22 protein-coding genes are annotated in these 23,119 nt (G+C 64.7%); 14 read left to right on the top strand and 8 right to left on the bottom strand.

Features of this window, described 5'->3' with window-relative positions; translation table 11 throughout:
- Positions 1 to 72: 72 nt before the first annotated feature.
- Positions 73 to 1,410 (bottom strand): extracellular solute-binding protein, encoded by a 1,338-nt coding sequence (locus tag AUL36_RS07530; RefSeq protein WP_062219430.1) that lies wholly within the window; start codon positions 1,408 to 1,410, stop codon positions 73 to 75.
- Between the two features lie 272 nt (positions 1,411 to 1,682).
- On the opposite strand from AUL36_RS07530, the gene AUL36_RS07525 reads away from it, so the two are divergent.
- A complete protein-coding gene (locus tag AUL36_RS07525) occupies positions 1,683 to 2,570 on the top strand; it encodes a glycerophosphodiester phosphodiesterase family protein (protein ID WP_062219429.1) in 888 nt (295 codons plus the stop codon).
- Positions 2,567 to 3,328, top strand: a complete 762-nt coding sequence (locus AUL36_RS07520) for an inositol monophosphatase family protein (RefSeq protein WP_062219427.1) — start codon at positions 2,567 to 2,569, stop codon at positions 3,326 to 3,328. Before AUL36_RS07525 ends, AUL36_RS07520 begins: the two co-directional genes overlap by 4 nt.
- A 45-nt stretch (positions 3,329 to 3,373) precedes the next feature.
- Here AUL36_RS07520 and AUL36_RS07515 read toward each other — a convergent pair whose 3' ends face one another.
- From AUL36_RS07515 to AUL36_RS07505, 3 genes are all read right to left on the bottom strand, one after another.
- Complete coding sequence (locus AUL36_RS07515; protein WP_062219425.1) at positions 3,374 to 4,435, bottom strand: magnesium transporter CorA family protein; 1,062 nt, start codon at positions 4,433 to 4,435, stop codon at positions 3,374 to 3,376.
- Between the two features lie 209 nt (positions 4,436 to 4,644).
- Positions 4,645 to 4,995, bottom strand: coding sequence for a hypothetical protein (locus tag AUL36_RS07510; RefSeq protein ID WP_058633390.1), 351 nt, complete (start codon positions 4,993 to 4,995; stop codon positions 4,645 to 4,647).
- 130 nt (positions 4,996 to 5,125) lie between these two features.
- Complete coding sequence (locus AUL36_RS07505) at positions 5,126 to 5,845, bottom strand: L,D-transpeptidase (protein ID WP_058600255.1); 720 nt, start codon at positions 5,843 to 5,845, stop codon at positions 5,126 to 5,128.
- Positions 5,846 to 6,147: 302 nt separating this feature from the next.
- Here AUL36_RS07505 and AUL36_RS07500 point away from each other — a divergent pair, with 302 nt between their 5' ends.
- The 4 genes from AUL36_RS07500 (at position 6,148) to AUL36_RS07485 (ending at position 9,414) form a co-directional block, all read left to right on the top strand.
- Positions 6,148 to 7,020 (top strand): branched-chain amino acid aminotransferase, encoded by an 873-nt coding sequence (locus tag AUL36_RS07500; protein WP_062219423.1) that lies wholly within the window; start codon positions 6,148 to 6,150, stop codon positions 7,018 to 7,020.
- A 129-nt stretch (positions 7,021 to 7,149) separates the two neighbouring features.
- The gene (locus AUL36_RS07495; RefSeq protein WP_062219421.1) at positions 7,150 to 7,752 is read left to right on the top strand and encodes a superoxide dismutase; all 603 of its coding nucleotides are present in this window, start codon (positions 7,150 to 7,152) and stop codon (positions 7,750 to 7,752) included.
- 285 nt (positions 7,753 to 8,037) lie between these two features.
- A complete protein-coding gene (locus AUL36_RS07490; RefSeq protein ID WP_062219678.1) occupies positions 8,038 to 8,481 on the top strand; it encodes a c-type cytochrome in 444 nt (147 codons plus the stop codon).
- A 12-nt stretch (positions 8,482 to 8,493) separates the two neighbouring features.
- Positions 8,494 to 9,414 (top strand): cytochrome c, encoded by a 921-nt coding sequence (locus AUL36_RS07485; protein WP_062219419.1) that lies wholly within the window; start codon positions 8,494 to 8,496, stop codon positions 9,412 to 9,414.
- Between the two features lie 46 nt (positions 9,415 to 9,460).
- Here AUL36_RS07485 and AUL36_RS07480 read toward each other — a convergent pair whose 3' ends face one another.
- Complete coding sequence (locus AUL36_RS07480) at positions 9,461 to 11,566, bottom strand: S9 family peptidase (protein ID WP_062219417.1); 2,106 nt, start codon at positions 11,564 to 11,566, stop codon at positions 9,461 to 9,463.
- Between the two features lie 88 nt (positions 11,567 to 11,654).
- Positions 11,655 to 12,068: a peptide-methionine (R)-S-oxide reductase MsrB gene (gene msrB, locus AUL36_RS07475; protein ID WP_062219676.1), complete on the bottom strand. Its 414-nt coding sequence runs from the start codon at positions 12,066 to 12,068 to the stop codon at positions 11,655 to 11,657.
- Between the two features lie 399 nt (positions 12,069 to 12,467).
- Here msrB and AUL36_RS07470 point away from each other — a divergent pair, with 399 nt between their 5' ends.
- The 8 genes from AUL36_RS07470 (at position 12,468) to AUL36_RS07435 (ending at position 19,058) form a co-directional block, all read left to right on the top strand.
- The gene (locus AUL36_RS07470) at positions 12,468 to 14,840 is read left to right on the top strand and encodes a putative monovalent cation/H+ antiporter subunit A (RefSeq protein WP_062219415.1); all 2,373 of its coding nucleotides are present in this window, start codon (positions 12,468 to 12,470) and stop codon (positions 14,838 to 14,840) included.
- Positions 14,837 to 15,256, top strand: a complete 420-nt coding sequence (locus AUL36_RS07465) for an MnhB domain-containing protein (RefSeq protein ID WP_058600261.1) — start codon at positions 14,837 to 14,839, stop codon at positions 15,254 to 15,256. The genes AUL36_RS07470 and AUL36_RS07465 overlap by 4 nt, the downstream gene beginning before the upstream one ends.
- 10 nt (positions 15,257 to 15,266) lie before the next feature.
- On the top strand, positions 15,267 to 15,644 hold the full coding sequence (locus tag AUL36_RS07460; RefSeq protein ID WP_058600262.1) for a Na+/H+ antiporter subunit C: 378 nt from the start codon (positions 15,267 to 15,269) through the stop codon (positions 15,642 to 15,644).
- Between the two features lie 9 nt (positions 15,645 to 15,653).
- Complete coding sequence (locus AUL36_RS07455; protein ID WP_062219413.1) at positions 15,654 to 17,342, top strand: proton-conducting transporter transmembrane domain-containing protein; 1,689 nt, start codon at positions 15,654 to 15,656, stop codon at positions 17,340 to 17,342.
- Entirely contained in the window at positions 17,339 to 17,815 is a 477-nt protein-coding gene (locus AUL36_RS07450; RefSeq protein WP_374700745.1) for a Na+/H+ antiporter subunit E, read from the top strand. The genes AUL36_RS07455 and AUL36_RS07450 overlap by 4 nt, the downstream gene beginning before the upstream one ends.
- Positions 17,812 to 18,180 (top strand): cation:proton antiporter, encoded by a 369-nt coding sequence (locus tag AUL36_RS07445; RefSeq protein WP_058600264.1) that lies wholly within the window; start codon positions 17,812 to 17,814, stop codon positions 18,178 to 18,180. Before AUL36_RS07450 ends, AUL36_RS07445 begins: the two co-directional genes overlap by 4 nt.
- On the top strand, positions 18,177 to 18,593 hold the full coding sequence (gene mnhG, locus AUL36_RS07440; RefSeq protein WP_062219411.1) for a monovalent cation/H(+) antiporter subunit G: 417 nt from the start codon (positions 18,177 to 18,179) through the stop codon (positions 18,591 to 18,593). Before AUL36_RS07445 ends, mnhG begins: the two co-directional genes overlap by 4 nt.
- 93 nt (positions 18,594 to 18,686) lie before the next feature.
- A complete protein-coding gene (locus AUL36_RS07435; RefSeq protein ID WP_062219409.1) occupies positions 18,687 to 19,058 on the top strand; it encodes a DUF423 domain-containing protein in 372 nt (123 codons plus the stop codon).
- Positions 19,059 to 19,110: 52 nt separating this feature from the next.
- Here the strand turns inward: AUL36_RS07435 and AUL36_RS07430 are convergent, their stop codons facing one another.
- A complete protein-coding gene (locus AUL36_RS07430; RefSeq protein ID WP_062219406.1) occupies positions 19,111 to 20,541 on the bottom strand; it encodes a virulence factor family protein in 1,431 nt (476 codons plus the stop codon).
- Complete coding sequence (gene mprF / locus AUL36_RS07425; protein ID WP_062219404.1) at positions 20,538 to 23,114, bottom strand: bifunctional lysylphosphatidylglycerol flippase/synthetase MprF; 2,577 nt, start codon at positions 23,112 to 23,114, stop codon at positions 20,538 to 20,540. Before mprF ends, AUL36_RS07430 begins: the two co-directional genes overlap by 4 nt.
- Positions 23,115 to 23,119 lie beyond the last annotated feature (5 nt).

The raw sequence follows: 23,119 nt of genomic DNA, 5'->3' as shown, positions 1-23,119 counted from the left end.
ACGGATATCCACGATGAGGAACGCCGCCGAGGCCGGGGAGGGCTTCGGCGGCGCGGGAAAGTGCGGTTCGGCTTAGTTCAGCGTCTGGCCGGCATAGGTCTTCTCGAAGCGACGCAGCAGCGTGTTCGAGCGGTCGGCGGCCTCGTCCAGGCTCTTCTGGATGTCGGCGTTCTGCATGAAGATCGCCTCGAGCGCGGTCGAGAATTCCTTGCGGATCTGCGTGTAGTTGCCGAGGCGGATGCCGCGCGTGTTTTCGGAGGGCGGGGTCAGCGTCAGGCTTTCGATCGCGATTTCGCGGCCCTTGAACTGCGGCTTGTCGTAGAAGCCGCTGGCCTTCATCGCCTCGAAGCCGGTCTTGGTCACCGGGATGTAGCCGGTCACGGTGGACCACCACTCAACCATGTCGGGCTGGGCGAGGAAGTTCAGGAAGGCGGCCGCGCCCTTGTACTCGGCTGCGGGGCGATCCTTCATGACCCAGAGGGAGGCGCCGCCGACCAGCGTCTTCTGGCGCTGGGTGCCCTCGAAGGCCGGCAGCATCGTGACATGCCACTCGACGCCCTGCGGCAGCGTCTTGCCCGCCGTGCCATGGTCGGCGATCGAGCTCATCGCCATCTGGCAGGTCTGCGAGGTGAAGGACGGGAAAGCGTCCATGCCGAGCTGCTTGGTCTTCACGACGAAGAGCTTGTCGTCGACCTGCTTCTTCCAGAACTTGATTTCGTCGACCACCTTCGTCTTGTTGAAGACGACTTCGGCGTCGAGACCCTGATAGCCATTGGCCTTGGTGGCGACGGGCTGGTTGTGAATGGCCGAGAACTGGTCCAGCGAGAACCAAGGGTCGAAATTGATGGCCATCGGGCATTCGTAGCCCGCGTCCTTCAGCTTCTTGGCGTCAGCCGAAACCTGCTCCCAGGTCTTCGGCGCTTCCGTGATGCCGGCCTTCTTGAAGGCGTCGCCGTTATAATAGAGGACGGCGGTCGAGGAGTTGAACGGGAAAGACTCGAGCTCGCCCTTCGCCGTGGCGTAATACTGCCCGATACCGGGGAAGTAGTTATCCCAGTCGATCTTGTAGCCGTTGTCGGCCATCAGCTGCTTGGCCGGGACGAACGCTCTGGATAGCATGAGGTCGAGCGTGCCGGCGTCATAGACCTGGGTGATCGCGGGCTGCTTCTTGGCGCGGTAGGCCGCAATCGTGTTCTGGAGATTGGTCTCGTAGCCGCCCTGGCTGACGCAGGAAATCTCGTAGTCCTTCTGCGAGGCGTTGAACTTGGTGCAGGCTTCCTGCACGCGGTCGCCGAGGTCGCCCGACAGACCGTGCCAGAATTCGAACTTCACGGGCTCGGCCTGAGCTGCGCCCGTCAAACCAGCCAAGAGCGCCAGCGCGCTGGCGGCGCCGAAGATTTTCGTGAGCATTGTGAGCCCTATCGATCGAAATAAAAGGGGGACGAAATCTTGCCGTTCGTCGCGGCGGTCCAATAATGAGCGTCGGGGCGAGAGTAAAATGAAGTTTGTATGACGATACCGCGGATGCACAACTTCCGCTTGTTTGGGTTTTGTCGGGAATTCATCATCGATTTGTCACCGTTGTGACATGATGCCCATGGTAGCGCGAAGCCGAGCCAGCCCCGTCCGCCCTCAGGGACGCCGCCGCCTCTTGCGCTCAAGGACCCTTTCCCGAGTTTGTCATGACCCAAGTTTCTGCCGCGGCCGTCCTCGACGCCGCTTCTTTTCGTTCTCCCGTTCTGGACTTCGCTCCGGCCGATTGTCTCGTGATCGCCCATCGCGGCTCCTGGGTCCGCGCCCCGGAAAATTCGCTTCTCGCCATTCGCGAGGCGGGGGCTCTGGGCGTCGGCATGGTGGAGATCGACGCGCGTCAAACCGCAGACGGCGCGATTCTCGTCATTCATGACGATACGCTCGATCGCACCACCCAAAGCCGGGGCGCGGTTGCCGAGCAGGACAGTGCGACGATTCGTGCCCTCCGCCTGCGCGAAAGCGGCGGAGGCGACGATGCGCCGCTGACCGACGAGCGCGTGCCCACGCTTCTGGAAGCGCTGGAAGAAGCGCGAGGCCACGGTCTTCTCGTCAATGTCGACACCAAGTCGGCTGCCGAGCTTCCTGCCGTGACGCGAGAAATCCTGCGGGGCGGCTTCGCTGAAGATGTCGTTGTGAAGGCGGAACTGACGCCGGCCGATCTGACGCGCCTGCCCGCCGACCATTCGGCCTTCGGACCCTTGCCCTTCATGCCGGTGGTGAAGTCGCAAAAAGGTCGCTTTGCCGAAGACCTCGCGCATTTCGCCCGCCTCAATCCCTTCATGATCGAGGCTATGCCCGCTTGCGTGGAGGATCTGGAAGCGGGCATGGAGGCGGCGCGCGCCCTCGGCGTGCGGCTTTGGCTCAATACCCTGGACGTCTCCCATATGACCGATTTCAACGACACGGCCGCCCGGCAGGACGCCGACGCGATTTGGGGGCGGCTTCTCGACCTCGGCGTCGGCGCGATCCAGACCGACGAGTCCGAGCGCCTCGTCGCTTACCTCGCGGCGCGGGGACTACGGAGCGCTCGCCTATGAACCTTTCTTTGCTTCAGCGCCGCGACACGGCCGCCGAGATCGTCAAGATCGCCGCCGCCGAGGCGCTGGGTCATTTCGCGGATCGTAGGCAGCTCCTGACGGAGACCAAAGCCGGGCCGCGCGATTTCGTCTCGCAGGCCGATCGGGGCATCGAGGTGCGCGTTCGCGCGCTTCTGGCCGAGCGCTATCCGGGCGAGGCCGTCGTGGGCGAGGAAGAGGGCGGCGAGACGGCCGATCGCTACTGGATCGTCGATCCGATCGACGGCACCTCGAACTTTCTGGCCGGCTCGCCGCTCTGGGGCATCTCGCTCGGCTATGTGGAGGAGGGCGTGCCGGTGGCGGGTGCCATCGCCGCGCCTTGCCTCGGCGAACTTATGGCCGGCGCGCGGGATGTCGGCGTGGTGCGCAACGGCGTTCCCTTCGAGCGGGAGGTGGCCGTACCCGGCCTCGGTCTCGTCTCCTTGGGCGACAGTCCGGGCGAGGATCTGGAAGCCGCGATCGCGCTCCAGCGCCGCTTGCGCGAGCGCGAATGGATCGTGGAATCCTTCCATTGCACCTCGGTGTCCATGCTCTTTGCCGCACTCGGCCGCTTCGACGGCCATATCCAGCCGGTGACCACCATGTGGGACATCGCGGGTGGGGCCGCGATCTGCCGTGAGCTGGGCCTGGAGGTCGAGATCGTCAGGCACGAGGATGGCACTTACGCCATCTATGCCGGCACGGCCGCGCTCATGCGCGACGCGCTGGGCAAGGCTTGACCGTTCAAGCGCAGCACGCAAGGAAGAGGCGGCTTTCGAGCCGCCTCACAGCCACTTCTTGTGTCGGAAATACAGAAGCGGCAGCAGCGCCGAGAGCACCATGATCGTCAAGGCCATGGGATAGCCGAGCGCCCATTTCAGTTCGGGCATATGCTCGAAATTCATGCCGTAGATCGAGGCGACGAGCGTCGGCGGCATGAAGCCGACAGCCGCCACAGAAAAGATCTTGATGATGGCGTTCTGCTCGATCGAGATCATGCCGACCGTGGTGTCGAGCAGGAAGGTCGTCTTGTTCGACAGGAAGGACACGAAATCGTTCAGCGAGGCGACGTCCCGCGCCATCGCCTTGACCCGCAGCTTCAACTCCTTCTGCGGCTTGCGCCGATCCATCACAAAGGAAAGGAAGGGCAGGAGCCGGTCCACCGTCGCCAGACTTTCCCGCGTGCGCGAGGAAATGTCGCCGGCCGCGCCGAGGCGCTTCAGAAGCTGCTTGAAATCGGCGGTCGCCGTCGGCGTGTTCGTGTCGGACGAGCGGAAGATGTCGGTGCCGATCCGGTCGAGATCGCTGGCGATCTGCTCCAGGAGATCGGCCATGCGGTCGATGATCGTTTCCAGAAGGCCGACGGCGATGGAATCGGCCGTCGGCCCCTTGGTGCGAGAGGGCTTGGGTGGGGCCGGCGGCGGGCCGTAATGGTCGAAGCTCGGGAGATAGCCCGGTTTCGTTGTCTCGCCATTGCCCTCCCGGCAGAGCTTGGTCGAGAAGATTTGGAACGAGCGCGGGTCGGTATAGCGCAGCGTCACGAGGCGCTGGCCGACCAGAATGAAAGTGACGGGACCGAAATCCGGCTTGCCCTCGTCCAGCCCATAGACGATCGAAGCGGTCATGAAGTCGCCGCCATCTTCCGAATAGAGCCGGCTCGACACCTCGATCTCGCGCATCTCTTCGCGCGTCGGCACCTCGATGCCGCAAAGCGCCTCGATGGCTCGTTCTTCGTCATGTGTAGGGTTGCGCAGATCGATCCAAACGGCTTCCGGCGGAACCTCGTCGGGACGCACGCCGGCATGGCGGCGAACGTGAGAGCCGAAAACCGTGTAGGCATCGATCATAGGCTATTCCTTGGCATCGCACGCTGGATGGCGCGCCCTCGGCGAACGCGCATCGTCGCCCCAGCGAAGCGGATGCTCACTTGGGCCATACGGCACACGACGGCGATATAAGGCAGGCCGGCCCGATAAGCCACCGGCCCGAGCGATCCAGCTTTCCCCCGTCGCGGCGCCGGACGGCGCGCGTCAGAAGCCTTTACGGCGCGAATGTATCAAACGAATGGCGCAAGCGCGGGAACGGACGCGATGGCGGTGGAGACGGTCGCCTCGTCCACATGAGACTTCGAGAAGGCGATCAACTCCTCGCCCACGGTGCGGATCTGGCCCATGTCGAGACCGAGGCCCATCAGCTTGCCGCCGAGTGCCATGATGCCGCCACCGAACTCGGAATCGCCAGCCGCTTGGAGAGCGTCCGCCGCGCCCGGCGTGCCCGAGATCATCGTCTCCACGGCGGGATCGGAGCTTTCCGAGCGCAGGAAGGCCAGAATATTGCCGACCGCCTCGCGCGCCGTCTCGGGCGTCAGGGAAGCGGCTGCGGAGACGCGGTCGATCAGTTCGGACATGGCAGGGCCTGAGAATCACGGGGAAGGGCCGGTCGGCGTGCCACAGTGGCAGGGGGCGCGCCGGAGTGCAATCGGCCGGTGCAGCCGATTGCTGGCATGGTCGCTCTTCGCGGAGCGTCGGCCCCGAACCTTAGACCGTCAGGCCGCCCGGCTGGTTGACGATGACCGTCGCGCCCGGCTCAGCGCGATTATACAGGTCGATGATGTCATGGTTCATGAACCGGACGCAGCCCGACGACACGGCCTTTCCGATGGTCCACCATTCCGGCGTGCCGTGCAGGCGGTAGAGCGTGTCCTTGCCGTCCTTGAAAAGATAAAGCGCGCGGGCCCCCAAGGGGTTCTTGAGACCCGGGTCCATGCCGACTCCGCGATAGATTTCCAGCTCGGGCTGGCGATCGATCATCTCGTTGGGGGGCGTCCAGCGCGGCCATTCGCGCTTGAACTGCACGCGGGCGCGGCCTTCCCAAGCGAACCCGTCGCGGCCGATGCCCACGCCGTAGCGCATGGCGGTGCCGCCGGGCTGAATGAGATAGGCATAGCGCGTGGGCGTGTCGATGATGATCGTGCCGGGGGCCTCGGGGCCGTTATAGGCGACCTGCCGGCGGAGATAGCGCACGTCCATGCGGCGCAGGTCGATGGCAGGGATCAGGAAGCCGCCATCATCGATCGGGCCATAGGCGGTGGCGTATTCGGGAGGCACGTTGCCCGGCAGGCCGCCGAAAACGGAGAGATCGGCATTCTGCGCACGCGGGGAACTGACGCACCCGGTCAGCGTGGCGAGGGCGCCGAGCCCGAGGCCGGACAGGACGGCACGGCGCGGCAGGCGTCGGGAAAAGGGATCGTTTGTCATTATCCAGCCAATGCGGCGAGCGCGGGAATAGGCCTTCTGCGAAGCCTTGGAACCCTCGCTCGGGTTCTTGTTCTTGGGCTGAAAACGTCGAACCGGACGGTTCGTTCCGTTCTCCACGCCCGGAAGCGAGACCTCACGGGCGCATTGCGGCGATGGAGCGGCATTTCCGAGAAGCACGGTTAACAATTCATCCGTAGAGGCTTCCATGTGACAGGTCGAGCCGCGCCTTGTAGACCGGGGCGGTATCACAAGGGCAGGGCGGTGCGGCAGCGTCCCTGCCTCCGAGCGCAAGGCAGGAACCCATGGCAGCAGGCTTCTCACGCACCTTCACCTTCTTCGACGGCGAATGGCTCGAGGGAAATCCCGGGCTGGTCGGGCCGCGCTCGCATGTTCTCTGGCTGGGCTCGTCGGTCTTCGACGGGGCGCGCTGGTTCGAAGGCCTGACGCCGGACCTCGACCGGCACGCCGCGCGCGTCAACCGCTCCGCCGAGGCGCTGGGGCTGACCCCGACCATGGCGCCGGACGAGATCGTGCGGCTGACGCATGAAGGGCTCCGGCATTTCGACGGCGAAACGGCCGTCTACATCCGCCCGATGTATTGGGCCGAGGATGGTGGCTATATGGGCGTGCCGGCCGACCCGGAGACGACACGCTTCTGCTTGTGTCTTTATGAATCTCCGATGATCCCATCGGCCGGTTTCTCGCTGGGCGTCTCGCCCTTCCGTCGGCCGACGCCCGAAACCATGCCGACGCTGGCCAAGGCCGGCTGCCTTTATCCCAACAATGCGCGCGCGATCATGGAGGCCAAGCGGCGCGGGTTCGACAATGCGCTGGTGCGCGACATGATCGGCAATGTGGCCGAGACCGGCACGTCCAATCTCTTCATGGTGCGCGAAGGCGCGGTCTTCACGCCGGTTCTCAATGGTTCCTTTCTGAACGGCATCACGCGCCAGCGCGTCATCCAGCTGCTGCGCGAGGACGGGATGGAGGTGGTCGAGGCCAGCCTGACGGTGGAAGACTTCCTGTCGGCCAGCGAAATCTTCTCCACTGGCAATCATTCCAAGGTCGTGCCCGTAACGAGGCTGGAAGAGCGCGCCATGCCGGTCGGTCCCGTCTACGGCCGAGCCCGCGAACTCTACTGGCGCTTTGCGCGCGCGCGTGAAAAGTCGGCTTGAATGCGGCCTTTTGGTTCAGAAGGCGGCTGACATCCGAGCCGGGAGGCCCTAGCTAAGGACCCGGCTCGAAAGCCCGCCGGCCGGCGATTCGCTTGCGCTCACGGCGGGCCCAAACCGAAGGAGACGGATATGGCCTTTACGCTTCCCGAACTGCCTTACGCCTATGATGCGCTTCAGCCCTTCATGTCGAAGGAGACGCTGGAATATCATCACGACAAGCACCATCAGGCCTATGTCGACATGGGCAACAAGCTGGCCGCCGACGCGGGCCTCGCCGATGCGTCGCTCGAAGAGATCGTCAAGCAGTCCTTCGGCAAGAACCAGCCTCTCTTCAACAATGCCGGCCAGCACTACAACCACATCCATTTCTGGAAGTGGATGAAGCCCAATGGCGGCGGCAAGTCCCTGCCGGGCAAGCTGCAGACGGCCTTCGATTCCGATCTCGGCGGCTATGACAAGTTCCGCAACGACTTCATCGACGCGGGCAAGGGCCAGTTCGGTTCGGGCTGGGCTTGGGTCGCGGTCAAGGACGGCAAGCTTCAGATCATGAAGACGCCGAACGGCGAGAATCCGCTGGTGCACGGTGCCGAGCCGATCCTCGGCGTCGACGTGTGGGAACACTCCTATTACATCGACTACCGCAACGCGCGTCCGAAATATCTCGAGGCCTTCGTCGACAGCCTCGTGAACTGGGACTACGTGCTGGAGCGCTACGAGGCCGCCAGCGCCTGAACGCTGGGCCATCGGTGAGATGCGAGCCCTGCCTTCCCACCGGAAGGCAGGGCTTTTCGTTGTGCGGGCTCTGCGACACTAGAGCACATCCACCGAACATAGGTTCGCCGGAGGTGCTCCAGTCCCTTGTTTCTCGCATTGTCCGGGCGCGAAAGCCGACCCGGCTTTCGCTGGAAATGCTCTTAATCCTCTTCCGCCGATCCTTAAGGATGGACGGATCATGGAAAACGGGTTTTCATCTCGTTTGGAACAATTCCACTCAGCCGAAAGCCCGGAGTGATTCTCATGCGCCTGTCCACCTTGATCGTGGGACTTTGCGTTGCCGCCTCCGCCGCGCTGCCGGCGCTGGCGCAGAACGAGACCGTCATCAAAGAGCGCCAGCAGCTGATGAAGAACAATGCCAAGGCGGCGCGCACCGCCTCCGAAATCATCAAGGGCAGTCAGTCCTTCGACGCCGCGACGGCCGCCAGCCTCTTCACGACCTTGAACGAGGACGCGAAGAAGTTCGCGACGCTCTTCCCCGAAGATTCCAAGACCGGAGGCAAGACCGAAGCCGCGCCCGCGATCTGGGAAAAGCCGGCCGAGTTCAAGGCGGCGAACGACAAGTTCATCGCCGACACGCAGGCCGCGCTCGACGCCAAGCCCGCCGACCTCGACAGTTTCAAGACCGCCTTCACCAAGGTCGCCGCCAATTGCCAGGGCTGCCACCAGCAGTTCCGGCAGCGCTGAGGCTGAACGCTTTTGCGGCGGCGGCCGGTTCTCGCTCTTCTGGCGGCGGCCGTCGTCGCCGTGCTGGCGGCAGGCGCCTATAGCGCCACGCGCCCGGTTCGTCTGGGCGCGACGGAGATCGCGCAGGAGGGAAGCGGCGACGCCGCGCGCGGCGAGCGGCTTTTCTGGGCCGGTGGCTGCGTGTCCTGTCATGCGCGCGAAGCGGTAGACCAGCCGGTTCTGGGCGGCGGGCCGTCGCTCGTCACGCCCTTCGGGACGTTCCACGGCCCCAACATCTCGCCGGACCCCGATCATGGCATCGGCCGCTGGACGCTGGCCGATTTCGCCAATGCCCTGCAACGCGGCGTCGATCCCGAGGGGCACAATCTCTATCCGGCCTTTCCCTACACATCCTATGCGAGGATGACGCCGGGAGACGTCGCCGATCTCTTCGCCTATCTGAAGACGCTGCCGCCATCGACGGATGACGCGCCGGCGAACGAGTTGCCGTTCCCCTACAATCTGCGCATTGCGCTGGGGCCTTGGAAGGCGCTCTTCCTGAGGCCCAGCCCCGTTATCTCCTGGCCGAATGGCGCGCCCGATCTTGTCCGGCGCGGGCAATATCTCGTGGAAGGGCCGGGCCATTGCGGCGAGTGCCACACGCCACGCAGCCTCGGCGGCGCGGGCGGGCTGGATCACGATCGCTGGCTGGCCGGCGGGCCGGCGCCGGAAGGGGAGGGGCAGATCCCCAACATCACGCCGGCGGGCGAAACCTCGAATTGGACCGAGGACGATCTCGTCAATTATTTCGAGACGGGCTTCACCCCAGACTTCGATAGTGTCGGCGGCTCCATGGTGGAGGTACAGCACAATCTGGCGCGTCTGCCCAAAGACGATCTCGCCGCCATCGCCGCCTATCTCAAGGCGCTTCCGCCAGTCGCTTCGGCGAAGTAGATCGGAAGGGGGAAAAGGCGACCGAAGCCGCCTTTTCCCAGAATGTTTAAAGAGCTGCCTTGCCCATGAGCTTCAGCGCGAAACTGTAGATCATCGCGATCTCGTCCAGCTTCGCGAAGCGCCCGGATGCGCCGCCATGGCCCGCGCCCATATTGGTGCGAAGGATCACGGGATTGCTGTCCGTCTTCTTCGCGCGCAGGCGCGCCACCCATTTGGCCGGTTCCCAATAGGTCACGCGCGGGTCTGTCAGACCGGCGAGCGCCAGGATCGGCGGATAGGCCTTGGCCTCGACATTGTCGTAAGGGCTGTAGCTCGCGATCACCTCGTAATCGGCTTCCGACAGGATCGGATTGCCCCATTCCGGCCACTCGGGCGGGGTGAGGGGCAGCGTGTCGTCGAGGATCGTGTTCAGGACATCCACGAAGGGCACGACGGCGATGATGCCGCCGAACTTCTCCGGCGCCATGTTGGCGACCGCGCCCATCAATAGGCCGCCGGCCGAGCCGCCCTGCGCGACGATGCGCTCATAGCTCGTGAAGCGCTCACTCACGAGATGGTCCGCCGCCGCGATGAAGTCGGTGAACGTGTTGCGCTTGTGCTCCCGCCGGCCGGCTTCGTACCAGCGGAAGCCCTTGTCCTTGCCGCCGCGAATATGCGCGATGGCATAGACGAAGCCGCGATCGACCAGGCTCAAGGCATTGGTGCTGAACGAGGCCGGGATGGAATGGCCATAGGAGCCATAGCCATAGAGCATCAGCGGAGCCGAACCGTCGAGCGCCGTATCGCGGCGATAGACGAGCGAGATCGGAACGGTTTCGCCGTCCGGCGCGGGCGCGAAGATGCGGCGCGCGACGTAGAGCGAGGGATCATGGCCGGACGGCACTTCCTGCGTCTTCAGGAGGCGGCGCTCGCGTGTCTCCACGTCATAGTCGAAGGTCTGGTTCGGGGTGGTCGGCGAGGAATAGGAGAAGCGGATCGTGGTCGTGTCATATTCGTAGGTGCCGCCGAGGCCGAGCGAATAAGCCTCTTCCTCGAAGGCGATGCTATGTTCCGCGCCATCCGCCAGACGTCGCACCACGATGCGCGGCAGGCCGTCGCGCCGCTCCAGCCAGACGAGATGGCGCTTGAGCACGAGATGCGACAGGATCAGGCGGCCGTCCTCATGCGGCACGAGATCGGTCCAGGCCTCGCGGCCCGGCTGATCGGCCGGCGCGGTCACGATCTTGAAGTCGCGCGCGCCATCGGCATTGGTCAGGATGAAGAGCGTGCCGTCGCCCTCGTCCACGTCGTATTCCAGGCCCTTCTCGCGCTTCGCAACGAGGCGCGGTTCGGCGGCCGGGTTGGCAGCCGGGATCAGCCAGGCTTCCGACGTCTCGTGGTCGTGAATGTCAATGACGACGTAATCGCCCGACTGGGTTTGGCCGACGCCCATGAAGAAGCCCGTGTCGGTTTCCTCATAGACCAGCGGATCGGAGGCCGGGTCGGCTCCGAGCGTATGGTAGAAGACGCGGCTCGGGCGGTGGTTCGCATCGAGCTTCGTATAGAAAAAGCCATGCGAGCGCGCGTCCCAGGTGGCGTCGCCGCTCGTGTCCGCGATGCGGTCGGGCAGGTCCGCGCCGGTTTCGAGATCGCGCAGGACGATCTCGTAGAACTCGGAGCCCTTGTCGTCGAAACTCCAGGCAAGACGCTTGTGATCGGGCGAGTGCTCGACGCCCCCGATCGAGAAATAGTCGATGCCCTCGGCCTGTTTGTTCGCGTCGAGATAGACGTCTTCGCGGCCGCCTTCCCGCGGCACGCGGAAGAAGCGCGGATATTCCGCGCCGGCCTCATAGGCGACGCCATAGGAATAGGGGCCATCTGGCGCGGGAACGGAGCTGTCGTCCTCCTTGATGCGCCCGCGCATCTCGGCGATCAGCTTGGCCTTCAGCGGCTCGACATCTTCGAGCGCGGCGTCCGCATAGCGATTTTCCGCCTCCAGATGGGCGCGGATCACCGGGTCGAGCAGCGAGGTGTCCTTGAACATCTCCTGCCAGTTGTCGACGCGCATCCAGCCGTATTCGTCGGTGCGCGTGCGCCCATGCGCCGAAAGTTCGACCGGTCGCTGCGGAGCGCGGGGCGGGGCGGGAAGGTCGGCGCGGAAGGCTAAGGACATGGATCACCGTCAGATGCGGGCAAGAATCGGCCCGCCGGAGCTTTCGCCCGGCGGGCGGCAAAGGCAAGGGGCAGCAAGGTCGGCCCGGTCAGTCGCGGTCGAATTCGAGGGCGTAGCCGTTCATGCAGTAGCGCAAGCCCGTCGGGCGCGGCCCGTCCTCGAAGACGTGCCCGAGATGGGCGTCGCAATCGGCGCAGCGGACTTCGACGCGCGTCATCATGAAGGAGCGATCCACATGCTCGCTCACCGCTTCGCGCTCCACCGGTTCGTAGAAGCTCGGCCAGCCCGTGCCGGAATCGAACTTCGTCTCGGAGCGGAAGAGGGGCTTCTGGCAGCACACGCAGCGATAAAGGCCGGCTTCCTTCTGGTCCCAGTTCGGGCCGGTGAAAGGGCGCTCGGTGCCATGGCCGCGTGCGACCTTATATTGCTCGGGCGTCAGGATCTCCTGCCATTCGGCATCGCTCTTCTGAACCTTCAGCGGGGTTTCGCTCGCGCTGGCCATCGGCATCACTCCATCCAATTCCTGCGGCGAAAGGTAGGGTCGCGCCGACCCGATCACAACCGGGTCAGATCGCCCTTTAAAACGGGTCTCGCCCATATCCCGCGCCGATTTCGGCTTGATCGAGTCGGGACGCGACCTATTGTTGCGGTCGTTGGAAACAGCCTGGAGGCTGTTGTGAATCGTCGTCAAGTCCGGTGCCGCCCGCTGCGTTTTCCTTGATGGGGCGGTTGGTGCACAGGGTCAGGCGAACGAAGGACAGTGCGAGCGTCGGAATCCGTTCTCTGGGCGTAATGTCTTGGGATGGCGGATCGGACGCCTGTTCTTCGTTGGCTCGACGCGGGCTTGCGTCTGTTTCGTAACGCGATCGCGGGTGCTGAATCGAGGAAACGCTGAGCCGGTATGACCAGCCTGTCGAGTGGACTTCTATATCTCGTCCTCGCCTTGCCGTTCCTCGGCGCAGCCATAGCCCCTCTTTCCCTGATCGCCCTCGGACGTTTGGGCTCCCTTATCCTGGCCTGCTTTCCCGTCGCCGCGCTCGCCATCCTGTTTCAGCAGAGCGCGCAGGTTCAGGAGCGCGTACCGATCCTGTTCGGTTTCGACTGGATTCCGAGCTTCGGCGTGCGCTTCGCCTTTCGGCTGGACGGATTGTCCTTCGGCTTCGCCTTCCTGATCCTGGCGATCGGGACGCTCGTGGTGCTCTATTCCGGCGGCTACATGCCCAAGGGCTCCAAGCGTGGCCGGTTCTTCGCCTATATCCTGATGTTCATGGGCGCGATGCTGGGCCTCGTCCTGTCGGATGATCTCATCACGCTCTTTGTCTTCTGGGAGCTGACCTCGATCACCTCCTTCCTGCTGATCGGGTTCAATTTCGAAAAGGAGGCGGCACGGCGCGGTGCCATGCAGGCGCTGGTGATCACCGGCGGCGGCGGGTTGGCGCTCCTGGCCGGCCTGCTGCTGATCCGTGAATCGACCGGGCTGACCAGCCTGACCGCGCTTCTGGAGCAGCCGGACGCCGTGAAGGCGCTGTCCATTTACGGGCCCGCGCTCGTGCTGATTCTGCTGGGCGCCTTCACCAAGTCGGCGCAGATGCCCTTCCACGTCTGGCTGCCCAACGCCATGGAGGCGCCGACGCCGGTCTCGTCCTATCTCCATTCCGCGACCATGGTGAAGGCCGGCATCTATCTCCTGATGCGCTTGTTTCCGGTCATGGGCGGCACGCCCGCTTGGGAAACGGTCCTGCCGATCTTCGGCGGGGTGACGCTGGTCATCGCCGCGCTGCTGGCCATCCGGCAGAGCGACATCAAGCTCATGCTCGCCTATACGACGGTGGCCTCGCTCGGCCTTCTCGTCATGCTCATCGGCATCGGCTCGGAACTCGCGATCGAAGCGGCCGTCCTTTATCTCTTCGCGCACTCGCTGGCCAAAGCCTGCCTCTTCATGGTCGCGGGGTCGATCGACCATAGCGCCGGCACGCGCGACATCCGCGCTCTGGGCGGGCTCGCGCGCAAGATGCCGATGACCTTCGCCGCCGCCATTCTGGGTGCTGCCGCCATGGGCGGCCTGCCGCCGCTTTTCGGCTTCCTCGCCAAGGAAGAAGTCTATGCAGCCACCGCGACGGCCGATCTCACGGGCGTGTTGACGACCGCCGCGGCCGTTGCCGGCAACGCGCTGATGTTTGCCGTGGCGCTCATCGTCGCGATCAAGCCCTTCGCCGGAACCATGCCGAGCGGGCTTCGCAAGGCGCATGAATCCACGCCCCTCATCTGGTTCGGGCCGGTCGTCCTCGGCATTGTCGGCCTGCTGGCCGCAATCTTCTCGCAGACCACACACCAGTTCATTTCCAACCCGATGTCGCCGCCCGCCCTCGACGGCGCGGTCGCGGTCGACATCGCGCTCGGCTTCCATTGGGGGCCGGCGCTGATCCTGTCGATCATCACGGTGGTCGTCGGCATCGCCCTGTTCTGGCGCGCCACGCGGATGCGCTCGCTCGTCGCCGATCTTCTCAGCCGCATCGGCTGGGGGCCGGACAAGGGCTTCGACCAGCTCATGCGCGCCCTCGTCATCGGCGCGTTCCATGTCACCACCAAGCTCCAGCCCGGCCGGCTCGATGTCTATATGAAGGTGACATTCGCGGTGATCGTCGCGACCCTTTGGGCGACGATGCTTGCCACCTCGTCGCTGCCTGCCTGGCCGGCGATGCCCGACCTTTATTTCTACGAATGGGGCGTGATCGCGCTGGTGGTGCTCGGCGCCGTGGTCGTCGTGCTCGCCAACAATCGCCTGACCGCCATCGTCTCGCTCGGCATTCAGGGCTTGGCCGTCGCGCTTCTCTTCATGCTGCTCGGCGCGCCCGATCTGTCCTTTACGCAGTTCATGGTGGAAATTCTGTCGGTCGCCATCCTCGCGCTGGTGATGACGCGGCTGCGGCTCATGCCGGCGGATCGTCGCCCTTGGCGCGATGTCGTTCCCGAACTGATCCTGTCGATCGCGGGCGGCGTCGGCTTCGCGCTCTTCCTGCTCCACATCACGCAGCGCCCCTTCGACGCTTCGATCAGCGAGTTCTTCACGCGCTACAGCTACGTGATCGCCCATGGCCGCAACATCGTGAACGTCATTCTCGTGGATTTCCGTGGTGTCGATACGATGGGCGAAATCGCCGTTGTGCTGACCACAGGCGCCGCCATCCTGGCGCTGGTGCGCATTCGCGTGGTGAAGAGCGATCCGCGCTATTCGCGCCGCCGCCGCCGCAAGGCAGGGGAGTTGCAGCCATGAGAACCCTGATCTTCCGCGTCACCGCGCCTTATCTGACCGCGCTCATGCTACTCTTCTCGCTCTTCGTGCTCCTGCGCGGGCATAACGAGCCAGGCGGAGGCTTCATCGGCGGGCTCATCGCTTCGTCCGCCATCGCGGTCTACGGCATGGCCTGCGGCGTGGACGCTGTGCGCCGCGCGCTGCATTTCCATCCCATCGCCTATGCCGCCTTCGGGCTGATCACGGCCGTACTAGCGGGCTTCCTGCCGGCCTTTGGCCGTGGGCAGTTCATGACCGGGCTTTGGGCCTTCGTCGACATCGCGGGAAGCGAGGTCGCTCTATCCACCACGCTTCTGTTCGACGTCGGGGTGTTTCTGGTGATCGTCGGCGCGATCAGCTCGATCGCGCTGTCCCTCGAAGAACGCTATTCGGGCTGAGGAGGCACGTTTGGAAGTCGCTCTGTCCGCCCTTGTCGGCGTCCTCTTCTCGATCTCGATCTACATGCTGCTGTCGACCTACATCATCCGTATGTTGCTCGGCGTGGTGCTGCTCGGAACCTCGGTCAACCTGTCCGTCTTCGTGGTCGGGCGTATCGGGCCGATCGCGCCGCCGCTGATCCCGAACCATCTGGACGTGCCGCCCCAGGCCATCGCCAACCCGCTGCCGCAGGCGCTGATCCTGACGGCGATCGTCATTTCCTTTTCCTTCTTCGTGTTTTTGCTTGTTTTGACCTATCGCGCCTATCAGGACCTCGAGACCGACGACACCAACGAAATGCGCGTCGCCGAACCCGAAAACGAGGGGCTCCCGCCCCTTGGCTATTGAGGCGCGCCCATGAACGAGACCCCGAACTATATCGCCGAGGCGATGGTCGTGGACGCTTTCCGGCCCGACCAATATCTCCTGATCCTCCCCGTTCTCATCTGCTTCGTGTTCGGCGCCGGGCTTCTGATGATGCGGCGGCGGATGGACCGCCATCCCGTCGTCGCCATCGCCGGTTTGGTTCTACTGCTCGTCTGCGATCTTGCGCTGCTCGTGCGCATTGCCGATGGCGGCCCGATGTCCATGGCGATGGGCGGATGGAAGCCGCCGTTCGGCATCTCCTTCACCGCCGATCTTCTCAGCGCCCTATTCCTGTCGGTGTCGGGGTTCGCCGGGCTCGCCTGCGGCATCTATGCCGGAGCCTCGATCGACTCCGAAGGGCGGCGCTACGGCTTCTATCCCTTCCTTTTCATGGTCATGGCCGGGGTGTCGGGCGCGTTTCTCACCGGCGACATCTTCAATCTCTATGTCTGGTTCGAGGTGATGCTGATCGGCTCCTTTGGCTTGCTCATCCTCGGCTCCGAGCGCGAGCAGCTGGATGGGGCCACCAAATACTGCTTCCTCAACCTCATCGGCGCGACGCTCTTCCTGCTCACCATCGGCTATCTCTACGGCGTCTTCGGCACGCTCAATATGGCCGACATCGCGGTAAAATCCGCCGCGCTGGAAGGCAATGGCGTCCTCCTCACCATCGCCTCGCTCTTCCTCGTCGCCTTCTCGATGAAGGCTGCGGCCTTTCCGCTGAACTTCTGGCTGCCCGCCTCCTACCACACGCCGCGCTTCGTCGTGTCGGCGCTCTTCGCCGGGCTTCTGACCAAGGTCGGCATTTATGCGCTGATCCGCGTCGTGCTCATGCTCTTTCCGCCCGAGCGCGGCGGGCTCGGCCTCGTCATGGCCTGGATGGCGGCGCTGACCATGCTGGTCGGCGCACTGGGCGCGCTGTCGCAGACCGATCTCCGTCGGATGCTGAACTACGCCGTGATCGTCGGTATCGGGACGATCCTCGCCGGCCTCGCCATCCCGCCCGTTCTGGAAGCGCGCACCACCGCGATCACCACCGGCGCGGCCGGGGTGCTGCGCGAAGCCGCCGAGGGAGCGGGCTTCAACAATGGCATTTCCATCGATGGGCCGCTCGCGACGGGTCTGTCGGGCGCGATCTTCTATGCGCTCCATTCGGTGGTGGTGATGACGGCGCTTTATCTCGCGGCGGGCGTCGCCGCCTTCCGCAATGGCTCGTCCTCGCTCTACGAAATGGGCGGGTTGTGGAAGCGCCACCCGCTGTTTTCGGCGCTGTTCCTGATGCTGCTTCTGGGCGTCTCCGGCCTTCCGCCCTTCTCGGGCTTCTGGCCGAAAATGCTTCTGGTGCGTGCGTCGATCGCGGCGGAGCTGCCCTGGCTGGCGGCGGCCGTTCTCGTTTCGGGCCTTCTTCTGACCATCGCCTGTATTCGTGTGTTCCTCCTGGCCTTCTGGCGTCCCTTGCCGGCTGGGGCTGATGTGGGCGAGAGCCATCCGGCCGAAGACATGTTCCGCGCCCCGCAGCCGGGCCGCCCCATGGCGCTGATCCCTCTCGTGGCGCTCTGCCTGTTCGTGGTCTTCGTGGGCGTCTGGCCGGAGCCGCTGGCCGAGCTGACCTTCCAGGCCGCGCATGAAATCTTGAAGCCGAGCGCCTATCTCGCCGCCGTTCTGGGGGGAACGCCATGATGAACCCCTTCGTCGCCAATCTTCTCCTGGCGCTGGTCTGGCTGGTCATCACTGGCGGCTTCAGCCTTGGCAATCTCCTGTTCGGCTTCCTGCTGGGGGCGGGGTCGCTCTTCCTGATCCGCGAGCAGATCGGGGCACAGGGCTATTTCCGGCGCGGCCGCAAGGTCCTCGCGCTGGTTCTGTTCCTGATCTACGACCTCGCCGTGTCGGCGTGGCGGGTCGCCAATGTCGTCCTGTCGCCCAAGCTCGATGTGCGGCCCGGCGTGTTCCTCTATCGGCATAAAGTGGAGACGGATTTCGAGATCGCGCTGCTCGCCAATCTCGTGGGCCTGACACCCGGCACGCTGATCTTCGATCTGTCGGAGGATGAAACGACGCTCTTCGTCCATGCGCTGGATTGCTCCGATCCCGATGCGCGCCGGCGCGAGATCGAGGAAGGATTCGAGCGCCGGATTCTGGAGGCGTTCCGATGAGTTTCGCCCAATTCTCCGAACGGTTCCTGGACATTGCGCTCACCCTCTCGCTGGTTTTCCTGTGCATCTCGTTTCTCTGCACGGTCATCCGCATCTGGAAGGGGCCGACCCTGCCGGACCGAGTGCTGGGGCTCGACGTTCTCACCAGCTCGTCCATCGGCTTCATCGCGGTCATCGGCATCGACACGGGCTTTACGCTCTATGTCGATATCGCCATCGCGCTGGGCCTCGTCGGCTTCCTTGCGACCATATCCTTTGCACGCTTCATCATGGCGCGCGGCGACACCGAACGCTCGCCCGTCGCCTCGGTCACGGAGCCCGAAGCCGACAGCAAAATCCTGGGCGAGGGGGACAGCGTGCCATGATGGCGTCCATCGGAAACATTCTGGCCGGGATTTTCGTGGTCATGGGCGCGATGTTCGCGTTGGTCGCGTCCATCGGCATTCTGCGCCTGCCCGACTTCTACACCCGTATCCATGCCGCCTCGAAGGCGGGAACGGTCGGCTCCGTGCTGGCTCTGGTCGCGCTTGCCATCGTGTCCGTGCAGACGGCCGAGGTTCTGCGTGCCATCGCGGCTATCGTCTTCTTCTTTCTGACGGCGCCGATTTCGGCGCATCTTCTGGGGAAGGCCGCCTATTCGGCGGGCTATCGCATGTGGTCCGGGTCGGTGCTGGACGAGATGGAAGAGGATTTGGCCAGCCCGCCCACCGCGCATGCGCGCGATCAGGAAGGCGCGACCTGGACCGACGAGCCCGAACGCGGAAACCATCGGCCCTAGGGTGCCCGATGTTTTTGCGCAGTGGCTCTAAGATTTCGAGGGCCGGGCGCGTGCTATGGCTGACGGCGCATGTCCTCTCCTGAAAGTCGCAGCATGACCCGTCTGAGCCTTCGTATCGCTGTTGTCTTCGCCGGCCTGTTCGGCGCAGCGGGAACAGGGGGCGCGGCCTATGCCGCGCATGGCGGTGGGGATGCCAGTCTTGCCGCCATCGCGGCGGCTATCGCGTTCGTTCATGCGCCGGCGCTGCTGGCGCTCGGCCTCGGTGGCGAGAGGCTGCGCGGGGCCGCTTGGCCGATCTTCGGTATGATCATCGGCGTCGTCTTGTTTTCGGGCGATCTCGCCATGCGTGTTGCGACCGGAGACCGCCTGTTTTTCAACGCGGCCCCGACGGGAGGTTCGATCCTGATCCTCTCCTGGTTGCTGGTCAGCGTGCTGTCGCTGCGTGGAACGCGCTCTCCGACCTGACGAACAGGCCCGCCATGTGAAAAGACCCCGCTGCGGGCGGGGTCTTGAGAGATCAGGGCTTGGGCGCCGCGTCCGTTTCGGGTTCGGGCTGCGGCGTGGGGATTGCCGCCTGCGGCCCATGCTGGATCGCCTGGAGCAGGCGCTCCGCCAGCATCTCGTAATCCCCGTCGAAATGGTGGCCACCCTCGATCGCCACCTTCGCCGCATCTGCCAAGGCCGGTGCGAGGCAGGCCGTATCGGCTTCGTCCTCGGTGCCGTAGATGCAGAGGATCTTGGAGATGGGAACCGCTTCCAGAGCCTTCACCACGTCCTGGTCGCCCGTCGCCATGCCGAGCCAGCCGCCGACCGAAATCTGGAAGCCGGTGTGCTGCGACGGGGCGAGCAGGCCGAGAAGGTCGATCCGGTCGGCCCAGATCTGCGGCAATTTCGGATAGGCGAAGGGAAGGGTGTCCGCCCCGAAGGAATAGCCCAGAAGCGCGACCGGCACGCCTGCCTTGGGATTGGCCTTGCCGAGAATGGTCTCGATATCGGTCGCCATCTGCTCCGGCGTCTTCTCCGACCAGAAATAGCGCAGCGCATCGACGCCGATCACTTCGACACCGTGCTCGGTCAGCCAATCGCCGATCGTCTTGTCGAGGTCACGCCAGCCGCCATCGCCCGACACGAAAAGCGCGATGGCTGTGGGCTCGCCCTCCGGCTTGGAGATGATGATGGGGAGGGCGGAATTGTCGGCCTGGGAAATGTTCACCGCAGCCTGCGCCACGGCGTCCATGGCCAAAGCTGGGTCCTTGGCGACGATGTTCGCCGCCCGGTAAGGGGCAGCGGGTGAAAGGTCCGAGGAGTGGCCGTCCGGCGAAATGAACACGAAGGGTTGGATGAGATCGGCGTCACGATCATAGGCGTAGCCGCCCTTGCCGACCGAAGTGGGGATCGCGCCCTTGCAGATCGGCAGTTTGGAGCGCGCGGAGGGGGCGGCGTCCAGCGCGACGCCGCCAGCCATGGTCGCCGGCGGCGTGTCGGCGACGGCCGCGTAGGCGAGCGTGCCGCCGACGCCCCGCCCGATCACGACGGGGTGGAAGTAGGTCTGGAGATCGAGCGCGCGCAGGGCTTCCTTCGCGATGCCCTCGATGTCCGAGCCGAGATAGATACAGTCGTCGCCCTTATCGATCTGCGCTTCGAGCCCCGCGCGCCAGCGCGTGATGTCGACAGGCAGCACGATCTCGCCTTTGTTCACCAGCCGCGCGGTGAGGTCCCGGTCCTCGCGCGTCAGCCCGCCTTCGTCCGACAGGAGGATGGAAAGGCCCACGGGCTCGCCTTCGGGCTGGAAGACATCGACATTGTCCATATTTCCGTAGGAGACGATCGCGGCGGGAAGGGCTGCCGCGTTGGTGCTTTTCACACGGGGAATGAGGATCGATGCCGCCACGCCGCCGATGAGGACGGGCGCGAGGAAAGCGGCAAGAAGAAGGGGGGCTCGCTTCATGGGTCCTGCTTGGGTCGGCCGGAGATCAGGGTTGTCACGTCCACCAGCACCTTCGCTGTGTCGAAGCCGCCGGGGCAGACGAGATAGTGGGGGGTCCAGACAGGACCGAATTTCTGCTTGAAGGATTTCAGCCCGTCAAATCGATAGAACGATCCGCCCCGCCGGTACAGGAAGGAGCCGAAGCGGTTCCAGCGCGAGGCGCCGCGCCGGTCCACGAGACCGGAGAGGGGGGCGGCTCCGAGATTGAACCACTTGTAGCCTTCGTCCTTGGCATGAAGCATCAGCCGCCCGAACAGCGCGTCCATGATGACCTTGGAGACATTCGGCAGGAAGCGCATGAGGTCGATCGAGATTTCCTCCTTGTTCGCCCCTCGCCAGATATTGGCGAAGGCGACGATCGCCCCGTCCTTCTTCAGGACCGCCATGTCGAAATGCGCAAGATAGGCACGGTCGAAATAGCCGAGGGAGAAGCCTTTCTCGGTTCCCGACTTCATCGCGAGCCAAGCGTCCGACACCGCTCGGAGCTCGTCCATATGGGCCACGACCTCATCGCGCGAAATCACGGAGAAGACGAGGCCCTCGCGCTCGGCGCGCCGGATGGCGGTGCGAAGATCCTGTTTCTTGGGGCCTTCGATGGTGAAGGTGCCGAGATCCACGCGCGCGACCTCGCCGAGCTTGAGCGCCACCAGCCCCATGTCGAGATACATGGGCAGGCTTTGCGGCGGCACTTCGTAAAAGACCGTGCGCTCGGCGTGGGAATCCGCAAAGTCGCGGAAGGCCCAGGCGAGATCATGCACGACATCGGGCGGACCGACCGGTTCGCCCAAGGCGACGAGGCTTCCGCCCGAGCGCGCATACATGACGAAGCCGCGCTTATCGGGCGAGAACAGGAACCGCTTGTCACCCAGAAGCGCCAGCGCCGCATTGGTCTCGGGCGAGGCCTCGACGATGGGAAACACCTCGTCGGGAATGCGGCTGCGTCGCTGGACCCGGTCGGTCCGGCGATGGATGGCGACATCGAGCCCGACAAAGGCGATCACCGCGAAGGCGACGACCGTCGCGCGCAGGAAGCGCGGCGCATTGGCCGATAAGGCGAAGTCCCACCACATCGTGTTGGCGTATTCGACATGGCGATAGGCGAAGAAGCCGAGCCAGACCGAGGCGATGACGGTGGCCGAAACAGCTGCCAGCCAGCTCCAGGTGATGGCGAAGAGCCCGCGCATCGAGCGCCGATAGAAGGCGTGGCGGAAGCCGATCAGCAGCCCGGCAAGCAGCGAGAGGACGATGGCCTCTTCCCAGTCCAAACCCTTCGAGATCGAGAAGAGAGCACCGGCGATCAGAAGCGCGAAAGCGACGACCCAAGCCCGCCAGAGGCGCTTGGCGAGTCCGCGCGAGACGATCAGAAGCGCGACGCCGACGAAGCTCGCTGCCAGATGCGACATCTCGATGAAGGACAAGGGCAGGTAGTCGTTGAGAAGATCGAGGCGATAGGCCTTGCCGGGCGTCGCCCCGGAGAGAAGCAGGACCAGACCACCGCTGAAGGCCAGAACGGCCGTCGCCGGCGGAACCATTGGCTCCAGTGCGCGAGCCAGCTCCTTCATCGGGCCATGCAGCTTGCGACGGCGGCGCACGCCCTCGACCACGAGCAGACCCACCACCGTGACGAGAAGCGGCAGAACGGTGTAGATCAGGCGATAGACAAGGAGCGCGGCCACCACATCGGCGCGCTGCGACAGGCCGAGGCTGACGATGATCGTCGCCTCGAAGGCGCCAAGGCCGCCTGGCGCGCTGGATGCGACGCCGACCACGACCGCGACGGAAAACACGAGCGCGAAGAGAATGAAGGAATCCGCCGTGCCCGGCGGCATCAGCACATAGAGAACGGCCGCTGCCGCGCCCACATCCACGATGCCGGCGATGAGCTGGACGATCGCGCCCTTGTGCGAGGGCAGGGGGAGGGAGAACTTGCCTAGGCGCGCCGTGCGCTCCCCGCCCGCCAGCCAGACCACGAAGCCGGCGACCAGCGCGACGAGCACGACCCCGATCGCCATGTCCGCCACCGGGCCGGCTTCTCGGAACACGGGGACGCCGGACGGGTCTACGATCAAGGCCACGCCCAGCATGATGGCGAGCGCGAACCAGAGGGCGAACCAGGACGTGCCGACGATCCGCCCGATATCCGCCAGCTCGATGCCGCCGGACTTGTAGACGTGGTAGCGCAGCGCGCCGCCCGTCAGCAGCGGAAAGCCGAGCGCGTTCGAAATGGCATAGCCCGCCGCGCCCACCGTCGCGGCCACCGGCTTGGAGACCTTGCCGGGCGCGATCGTCTCCACCGCCACCACGTCATAGAGCGACACGGCGGCAAAGGAGACGACCGTGAACAGGAGGGCGAGAACCAGATCGAAGCCCGAGACCGCCTGGATGGCGCGCCGGACTTCGCCCAGCGTCAGCGTGTGGACCATGCTGCCGAGAGCCGCGAAGGCGGCGATCGTGATGGCGAGGCCCAAAAGGGCGGGCACATATTTGCGCCATGCGCGAGAGGAAATGCGGTCGGCCTTGGCCTCGATGGTCATCAGTC

Source organism: Aureimonas sp. D3, assembly GCF_001463805.1.
Lineage (GTDB): Bacteria > Pseudomonadota > Alphaproteobacteria > Rhizobiales > Rhizobiaceae > Aureimonas > Aureimonas ureilytica_A.
The sequence above is the reverse complement of the archived record's forward strand: the minus strand, read 5'-3'. Positions and strand labels throughout refer to the sequence as shown.